Consider the following 8,701-nt stretch of genomic DNA (forward strand, 5'->3'; position numbering starts at 1 on the left):
CATCGGTGCCGTTGCGCATCACGGTGACGCGGTCGCAGAGTTTTTCGATCTCCTGCATGTAATGCGAGATGAAGACCACGGCGATGCCGTCGTCGCGCAGCCGGCGCAGCACGTCGAACAGGCTGTCGACCTCGCGTTTGACCAGCGCCGCCGTCGGCTCGTCCAGCACCAGCACGGATGCCTTCTGCGCCAGCGCGCGGGTGATCTGCACCACCTTCTGCTGCGCGGTGGTCAGGTCCTTCACCAGCGTTCCGGCCGGCAGTTCCATGCCGAAGAACCGCTTCAGCAAATCGGCAGCGCGGCGCTCCATGGCGCGGCGGCTGACGAACGGGCCGAGGCCGATCTCGTGGCCGAGGAAGACGGCTTCGCCGACGGTCGCGGTCGGCACCAAAAGCCTGTCCTGATGGATGAAATGGACGCCGAGCTTTTCGACCGACGCCGGCGTCAGCGTGCTGACGGTCTCGCCGTTGATGACGATCGAGCCGCTGTCCGGCTTGATGATGCCGGCCAGCACCTTGATGATTGTCGACTTGCCGGCGCCGTTCTGGCCGACAAGGCCGAGGATCGAGCCGCGCGCGATCTCGAGGTTCGCGTTTTCCAAGGCGCGCACCGGACCGAACCGCTTCGATATGCCTGTCATCGATACAGCAATGTCACGCTTTGCTGTCTGCATGGCCGTCAATCCTGGTTGGATGTGACGGGCCGCCGCCAGGCGCGGCTGCCCGTCGTTTCGTTCCGTCCTATTTAACGCCAGCCTTCTCGGCGGCGTCGAGGAATGGCTTTCCTTTTTCGGCGGCATTTTCCTTGTTGATCAGCACCGACGGAACGAAGGTGAAGGGCGGGACCTTCTGGCCGGCCAGGTATTTGGCGGCGTTGTCGACCGAGGTTTTGCCGATCTCATAAGGCTGCTGCGCCGCGACGGCGCCCGCCGACGACTTCGGATCCATCACCATCTTGATGACTTCCGGGCTACCGTCGATGCCGTAGGTCTTGACCTCGTTGCGGCCGGCGGCCTCGACCGCCTGCGTGGCGCCGATCTGCGGCACGTCCCAGCAGGCCCAGACTGCGCCGATCGAACCCTTCTCGGGCGATTTGGTCAGCATGTCGGTGACGTTGGAATAGGCGCTCTGCACCGTGTTCGGGATGACGTCGCGCAGCTCCGGCTCGACGATCTTCACATCCGGGAACGAGGTCAGCACATATTTCAGCTGGTCGTAGCGGATCTTGCAGACCGGCACGCTGTAGAAGCCGTTGAAGACCAGCACATTGCCCTTGCCGCCCATGTCGGCGACCATCTGCAAGGCGATCTCGGCGCCGATATTGTAGTTGTTGGAGGTGGTGTTGTTGATGGCGTGCGGCGTCGCGGTGTCGACAGTGAACAGCGGGATGCCGGCGTCGCGGATCTTCTGCAGCCACGGGTTCAGCACTTCGAGGTTGCCGAGCTGCTCGATGATAGCGTCGGGCTTCTGCGCGATCAGCGTCTGCAGCTGCGCGATCTGCTGCTGATCCTTGCGGCCGGCGTCGAGCGCGATGACTTCGCCGCCGAGCTCCTTGACGCGGTCCTGGATGCCTTTGAACGCCATCAGGTCCCAATAATGGTCCGTGCCGATGGCCGAGACGCCAATGCGCTTGCCCTTGAGCGACAGCTCCTCGGCGGTCGCGCCGGAGACGGCGGCAAGGCTGCAAGCCGCCGCCAACCCCAAAGCGAGCGCCTTGACGAGGCCTTTCATAGATCTGGTCATTTTTCATTTCCTCCCTTGTTGATCGCTCCGGGCCTTCCGGAGGATATGCGAAACCATGGTCCTCCGCTTAGGCGGCGGCCTCCTTGTCGCGCAGGCCGTAGCTCGCCATGCGCTTGATGACGTTCTCGATCTCCTCGTCGGACAGGATCGGCGGCTCGCCGATCTGCAGGGCGCCGTGATACTGGCGCGCCAGTGTCTCGACCTCGACCGCCAGCCACATCGCCTGGGCGAGGCTCGATCCGACGGCGATCATGCCGTGCTGGGCCAGCAAGCATGCCTTGCGCTCGCGCAGCGCTTCCACCGCATGCGCCGAAAGCTCCGCCGTGCCGAAGGTGGCGTAGGGCGCGCAGCGTATGTCGCTGCCGCCGGCAACCGCGACCATGTAGTGGATCGCCGGTATCTTCCTGCCCATGATGGCGATCGTCGTGCAGTAGGTCGGATGCGCGTGGACGACGGCATTGACCTCGGGCCGCGCCTTCATGATGTCGAGATGGAAGCGCCATTCGCTGGACGGCGGCAAGCGCCCGTCGACCGCGCCATCCCAGCCCATGAAGACGATGTCCTCCGGCTGCAGCGTGTCATAGGGCGTGCTGGTCGGCGAGATCAGCATACCCTCGCCGTGGCGACAGCTGATGTTGCCTGATGTGCCCTGGTTGATGCCGAGCTCATTCATCTGGATGCAGGCGTCGATGATGGCCTGGCGCACATCTCGGTCCGAAACGGTCATGCGATATTCCAATCCTTATTCGGTCCGCTACCAGGCCGTGTAGCCGCCATCGATCGACAGGATCGCGCCGGTGACGTAGCTCGAGGCCGGCGAGGCCAGGAACAGGATCGCCGAGGCGATCTCCTGCGGCGTGCCCAGCCGGCCCATCGGGGTCATGTCGATCCAGGTGTTGAAGAGTTCGGGACGCTCGCGCATCTTCAGCGTCATCTCGGTGCCGACATAGCCCGGCGCCAGCGCGTTGACGCGCACGCCGGATTTCGCCCATTCGACCGCGAGCGCCTTCGTCATCATGTGCACGGCGCCCTTGCTCACCATGTAGGACGGCGCCGTCTGCGGACGGTTGATGATCAGGCCCGACATCGAGCCGAGATTGACGATCGAGCCCTTTTTGCGGGCGACCATCGAGCGACCGAAGGCGCGCGAGGCCCAGTAGACGCCGTTGACGTTGACATCCATCACCAGGCGCCATTCCTCGTCCGGCGTGTCGAGCGCGGTGTTGAGGCGCGCGATGCCGGCGCTGTTGACCAGGATATCGACCTTGCCGAAATCGGCGACGATCGCAGTTGCCATTGCCTCGACGGCTTTCGGATCGGTGACGTCGAGCACGCGGCCTTCGACGCTCGCCACGCCGGCGGCCTCGAGCGCTTCGGCAGCAGCCTTCAGCCCATCCGTGTTCATGTCGAGCAGGACGATACTCGCGCCGCAAGTCCCGAGCGCCTTGGCGGCCTCGAGACCGATCCCGCTGGCGCCGCCGGTGACGACGGCGACCTCGCCTGTCAGGTCGAATTGCGACCGGTAATCCATGCACGTCCTCCATCAGGACAGGCTCGAGCGCGGGCAAAACTCCGCCCTCGCCGCCGAGGCAGCGGCCGCAAGCCGACAGGTCCTGATAATGCCTCCGGGTCAGGCTCCTCCCGACCCCATGAAAGGGACGTTACAGAAGCTTCCCGGGCCCGTCAATCTGGTTATAACCAGAAAACAGAATCTTTTTTGGATGCACGCAAGTCAGGTGCGATCGACGCCGTTCACCGTCGCCGACGGCTGCTCGACCGCCATATGGATGCGCGCGACGGAGGAGTTGTAGAAGGCCTCGTAATATTCGAGCGCGGCGCCGTCGGCGTCATAGGCGATCGACTCGATCTCGATCAGCGGCGTGTTGGCGGCGACGCCCATCTCATCGGCCTCTTCCTTGGTGGGAAGGGCCGCGCGCAGCCAGCGGTCGGCGCGCTTCACGGTGAGGCCGAAGACAGCGCGGATGGTGCCGAAGATCGACTGGTTTTCCGACAGGATGTTCTCCAGCCCCGGCACCCTGTGCCCCGGCAGGCTGATGCGCGTCATGGTGATCGGCGTGCCGTCGGTCATATAGACGCGGCTGATGCGGACCACGCTGCCATTGGCGGGAATGCCGAAGACCTTGGACTCCTTCTCGCTCGGCGGGCAGCGGTAGACCTCCAGCGTGCGGGTCGAGACCTTGTGGCCCTTGGCGGTCAGGTCGTCGAACACGCCGAGATTGGCGGTCATGAAGTCGACATGCTCGCGGGGGGCTGCGACGAACATGCCCTTGCGCGGCATCTTGATGATGCGGCCCTCGTTGGAGAGCGAGCCGATCGCAGCGCGCACGACGGGACGCGAGACGCCGAAGAAATCGCAGAGCGCCTGTTCCGACGGAATGCGCGAATTGGCGGCCAGCAGGCCGGTGTTGATGGCCTCCTCGACCTGGTTGCGCAACTGCACCCAGAGGGGTGCGGCCTCATCGCGGTTGAGCTGGACCTTGGAGCCGATCGAGCGGAAAGCCTCGGCCGCCTCGGCATCTTCCTGGTCGTAACGAGGACGCCCGCGCATTCTGGTTGCTTGTTCCATCCGGTCCTGCCGCATTTCAGTTGCCGCGACTCAACAAGCGGCAGCGCCTCCCTAGCGGAGACCACCGGCCATTTTCACGCTCTCCGGCAAGTTTCGCAACCATAGCATCGCGGCCGCCCCCAGAAGCGGTCCGGGAACCAAGAGCAGGAAGGCCCAGCGCCAGCCGCCGATGAAATCGGCGAAGCGCGGCGTCAGCCAGATGGCGAGCACCGTCAGCGCGAAACCGGCGCCCAGTTGCACCGAAAGCGCGGTGCCGACGAAGCGGCGGTCGGCAAGCTCGGTGACGGCGGCGGAGAACTGAGCCGAATCGCCGATCACCGAAACGCCCCAGACGATGGCCACCAGCATGAACAGCCAGAGCGGGCCGGTGAAGAGAAAGCCCATCAGCAGCGCGCAGCCGCCCGAGACGAGCATCATGCCGGCGGTGGTGGCGGAGCGGCCGACGCGGTCCGACAGATAGCCGCCGAGCAGGCAGCCAAGGATACCAGAGGCGACGACAAGGAAAGTCGATAGCGACGCGGTAGCGGCGGTTCCGATCGCCTGCGCCTCGAAAGCGGCGCGCGTATAGGCAAGCAGCCAGGCCCACATGGCATAGAGCTCCCACATATGGCAGAGATAGCCGAGATTGGCTAACAGCAACGGCTTCTCGCGGAACCCCTGGCCGATGCGGGACGGCTCGAACACCGCCTTGCCGAAGGGATAGGGTCCCTCCTTGGCGAACAGCAGGAAGAGCAGCGCGCCCGCCGCCGTTGCCACGCTGGCGGCGGCGACCACGGGACGCCAGTCGAGCGCGGTCGAGACGGCGCGGAAGAGATGCGGCAGCGCCGAGCCGACCGTCAGCGCGCCGATGACCGCGCCGAGCGCCAGCCCCCGGTCGCGGGTGAACCAGGTGGCAACCAGTTTCAGCGCCGGCGGATAGACGCCGGCAAGTGCGGCGCCCGTGACGATGCGTGCGGCTATCACGCCGCCCGGCCCGGGATGAAGCAGTAGCGTCGCGTTGGCCAAAGCGGCGACAAGAGCCGCGCCCGCCATCAGTCGGCTCAGCCGCACAAGGTCGGGAAGATTGATGAGACTCGCCGCCAGCGCGCCGACCACGAAGCCGACCTGGACGCCATTGGTCAGCCAGGCTTCGGCGCTGGCGCCCAGCGCCAGTTCCTGCTTGAGTTCCGGGAGGATGGCGGTCGCCGAAAACCAGGTGGTCAGCGACAGCACGACCGCCAGGCAAAGCAGCGACAGCACGCGCCAGCGCTCGCTGTCGGCTGCCATGTCGAGCCGGCCGTCGCCGACCGTGCTCATGCGCTTTGCAGCGGAACGGTGAAGACCGTGGCCGTGCCGGTGAGGCAAAGCTCGCCCTGGCCGTTGCGCACGCTGGTCTCGATCTTGCAGATCGGCTTGTCGGGGCGCACTTCCTTGACCTCGACGCGTCCGGTGATCTCTTCATCGACGCCGACGGCCTTGACGAACTTCCAGGCCACTTCGAGGAACACGGTTCCAGGCCCGGGCAGATCCTCCGCCACCAGCGCGTTGAGGATACCGGAGGTGACGCCGCCCTGGACGATCAGCTTGCCGAACACCGATTTCTCGGCCAGCGCGCGGTCGTAATGCAGCGGATTGCGATCGCCAGTGATATCGGTGAAGGCCTCGATGTCGCTCATCTTGGTGCGCCGTGTGCGCTCGGCGAAGGCGCCGACCTGCGGGCGGCCTTTCACGACGCCCACCCAACCGTCTTTCGTCTCGGTGCTCATTGCGGCTTCTCCTCTGCTCTGTTCGACTGGTTTGAAGGCCGGCAGGACGCGACCGCCGATGCCGGTCGGCGCAAGAAGCAGCATGTCCCCGACCTGTAGCGGTCGTGTGCCGGCCAGGATGAAGCTCAGTATCGTCGGGCCTTCGGCCAGCTCGACCAGGCCGACCAGGTAGGGTGCTGCCGGCTGCCAGCCCGGATGGCCGGGCTTGTGCACCTCCGAAAAGGATTTGAGCCGTCCCCTGCCCGACGCGTCTTTCCAGGCCAGACGCTTGCTCCAGCAGTGCGGGCAGATCGGACGCGGATAGAAGACGGCCTTGCCGCAATCCTCGCAGTGCTGGATGGCCAGCCGCCCCTCGGTGGCTGCATCCCAGAATGGCTTGGTCAGCGCGGTGATCGTCGGGCCAGGGGTTTTCAGCGCGTTGAGATCGATCGCCATCAGGCAGCTCCCAGCACGAGCGCGGTCGCTTCGCTCATCGTCGCGCCATTGCCGGTGACCAGCGCGAGCCCGGCCTTGCCGATCTGGCGTTCGCCCGCCTCGCCGCGCAGCTGGCGCACCGCTTCGACGATATGGGTCATGCCGCCGGCAAGGTCCGGCTGGCCGAAGCCGAGCTGGCCGCCATGCGTGTTGAGCGGCTTGTCGCCCTTGTGGGAAAGGTCGTGGTCGTTGAGCCACGCGCCGAACCCGCCCGGCGCGCAGAGGCCGGCATCCTCGATCGTGGCGGCGACCATGATCGTGTAGCAGTCGTAGAGCGACAGAAGGTCCATCGCGCCGGCCTGCGTGCCGGACTGCGCGAAGGCCCGCGCCATGGCGCTTTTCAGCGGACCGGAGGTCAAGCTCGGCGCCTGGCTGACCGCGCGGTGCGTGACCTTCTCGCCGGCCCCGAGCAGATGGACCGACGGCTTGCGCAATGAGCGCGCGCGTTCGGCGGAGGTGACGACGACAGCCTCACCGCCGGCGACCGGCATGACGATCTCGAGAAGATGCAGTGGCGAGGCGATCATCGGCGAGGCCAGCACTGCTTCCACATCGGCCGGCTTGCCGTAAAAGATCGCATCGGGATTGAGCTGCGCATTGGCGCGCGCCGCGGCGGCGATCATGGCGAAATCCCGCGCGGTCGAACCGTATTGCGCCATATGCGCCTGCATCAGCAGCGCATAGGAGATGTTGGCGCCCGAGGCGCCGAAGGGCACGTCGAACTCGCGGATCGGATTGCGGTTGGGCGAGCGCGGCGCCGTCTCCTCGCGGTTGTTGGCGAGCACGCATAGAACCGTCTCGCACATGCCGGCCTCGATCGCGGCCGCCGCGCGCCAGACCATGCCGGCGCCGGACGCGCCGCCGAGGTCCACGACATTGGCCATGGTCGGCGCGAGACCCAGATATTCGGCGATGGTCGCCGGCACATGCTGCGGTGTCTCGCCGACCTGCGGCCCGACCAGCAGCCCGTCGATCGCCGCCGGCTCCAGCCCGGCGTCGAGCACGGCCAGGCGCGAGACCTCGGCGATCATCTCCAGCGTCGTCACGCCGCTGGTCAGCCGTTGCGGCTTCAGCTCGCCGATGCCGACGATCGCTCCCTTCGACCCGCTCATGCCGCCTCGCTCCGGTCGAGCGCTCGGTATTCCTCGAGGCAGGCCGGATTGGCGAGCGAAGCCATGTTCTTGACCGGCTTGCCCTCGAGCGTCGTGCGGGCCGCGCCCTCGACGCGCTTGCCGTTCAGCGTGTAGGGCACGGCCTGCACCGCGTGGATGCGATGCGGCACATGGCGCGGCGAGGCCCCTTCGCGGATCGCGCCGCGGATTTGCGCGGCAAGCTCGGACGTCAGCGCAAAGCCGTCGTTCAGCTTGACGCAGAGCACGATTTCCTCGTCGCCCTCGACCGCCGCGCCGAAGACCAGGCAATCCTCGATCTCGGCGAAATTCTCGCAGGCCGCGTAGATTTCCGCCGTCCCGATGCGCACGCCGCCGGGCTTCAGCGTCGTGTCCGAGCGGCCGTGGATGACGCCGGAGCCGTAAGCGGTCATCTCAGCCACGTCGCCATGCGTCCAGATCTCGCGCCGCGCGGCGAAATAGGTGGCGTGATAGCGCGCGTCGCCGTCCTTGCCCCAGAAAGTCAGCGGCATGGACGGGAACGGCTCGGTGCAGACGAGATCGCCCTGACGGCCGATGACCGGCGCACTGCGATCGTCCATGACGGCGACGGCGAGGCCGAGGCCTTTCGTCGTCAATTCACCACGGCGGACAGGATGGATCGGCGATCCCAGCAGGAAACAGCCGATGATCTCGGTGCCACCGGAGATGGAGGCAAAGATCATATCGCGCTTCACATGCTCGTAGACCCAGTCGAACTGTCCGGGCGAAACCGGCGCGCCGGCCGACAGCAGCGAGCGCAGCGACGAGAGGTCGTGCAGGCTTCCTGGCGCGTAGTTTTCGGCGGCGAGCGTGGCCAAATATTTCGGGCTGGTGCCGAAATGCGTGACGCGGGCGCGCTCGGCCAGCTTCCAGAGCGGGCTGGGATCGAGGCCGTCGGCCGATTTCAGGATCGGCGCACCGTCATAGAGCACCACTGTCGCGTGGCAGGCGAGGCCCGAGATCAGCCAGTGATACATCATCCAGGCGGTGTTGGTGTACCAG

General features: G+C 66.1%; 9 protein-coding genes. All 9 read right to left on the reverse strand.

The annotated features are described in order from the left end of the window. On the reverse strand, positions 1 to 673 hold a 673-nt coding region (locus EOD07_RS12820; RefSeq protein ID WP_164772214.1), incomplete at its 3' end, for an ATP-binding cassette domain-containing protein. 67 nt (positions 674 to 740) lie between these two features. After that, complete coding sequence (locus EOD07_RS12825; protein WP_040980113.1) at positions 741 to 1,742, reverse strand: sugar ABC transporter substrate-binding protein; 1,002 nt, start codon at positions 1,740 to 1,742, stop codon at positions 741 to 743. A 67-nt stretch (positions 1,743 to 1,809) separates the two neighbouring features. After that, on the reverse strand, positions 1,810 to 2,469 hold the full coding sequence (locus tag EOD07_RS12830) for an L-fuculose-phosphate aldolase (RefSeq protein ID WP_127235713.1): 660 nt from the start codon (positions 2,467 to 2,469) through the stop codon (positions 1,810 to 1,812). Between the two features lie 27 nt (positions 2,470 to 2,496). After that, positions 2,497 to 3,273, reverse strand: a complete 777-nt coding sequence (locus tag EOD07_RS12835) for an SDR family oxidoreductase (RefSeq protein ID WP_127235714.1) — start codon at positions 3,271 to 3,273, stop codon at positions 2,497 to 2,499. Between the two features lie 201 nt (positions 3,274 to 3,474). Further along, the gene (locus tag EOD07_RS12840) at positions 3,475 to 4,311 is read right to left on the reverse strand and encodes a GntR family transcriptional regulator (protein ID WP_041005159.1); all 837 of its coding nucleotides are present in this window, start codon (positions 4,309 to 4,311) and stop codon (positions 3,475 to 3,477) included. 69 nt (positions 4,312 to 4,380) lie between these two features. Beyond that, positions 4,381 to 5,625 (reverse strand): MFS transporter, encoded by a 1,245-nt coding sequence (locus EOD07_RS12845; RefSeq protein WP_127235715.1) that lies wholly within the window; start codon positions 5,623 to 5,625, stop codon positions 4,381 to 4,383. After that, the gene (locus tag EOD07_RS38505) at positions 5,622 to 6,509 is read right to left on the reverse strand and encodes a MaoC/PaaZ C-terminal domain-containing protein (protein WP_245470099.1); all 888 of its coding nucleotides are present in this window, start codon (positions 6,507 to 6,509) and stop codon (positions 5,622 to 5,624) included. Before EOD07_RS38505 ends, EOD07_RS12845 begins: the two co-directional genes overlap by 4 nt. Beyond that, complete coding sequence (locus EOD07_RS12860) at positions 6,509 to 7,660, reverse strand: thiolase family protein (RefSeq protein ID WP_127235716.1); 1,152 nt, start codon at positions 7,658 to 7,660, stop codon at positions 6,509 to 6,511. Before EOD07_RS12860 ends, EOD07_RS38505 begins: the two co-directional genes overlap by 1 nt. Further along, the coding region (locus EOD07_RS12865; RefSeq protein ID WP_164772215.1) for an AMP-binding protein at positions 7,657 to 8,701 on the reverse strand (1,045 nt) is incomplete at its 5' end. The genes EOD07_RS12865 and EOD07_RS12860, both read right to left, overlap by 4 nt.

Source organism: Mesorhizobium sp. M2C.T.Ca.TU.002.02.1.1, from assembly GCF_003997225.1.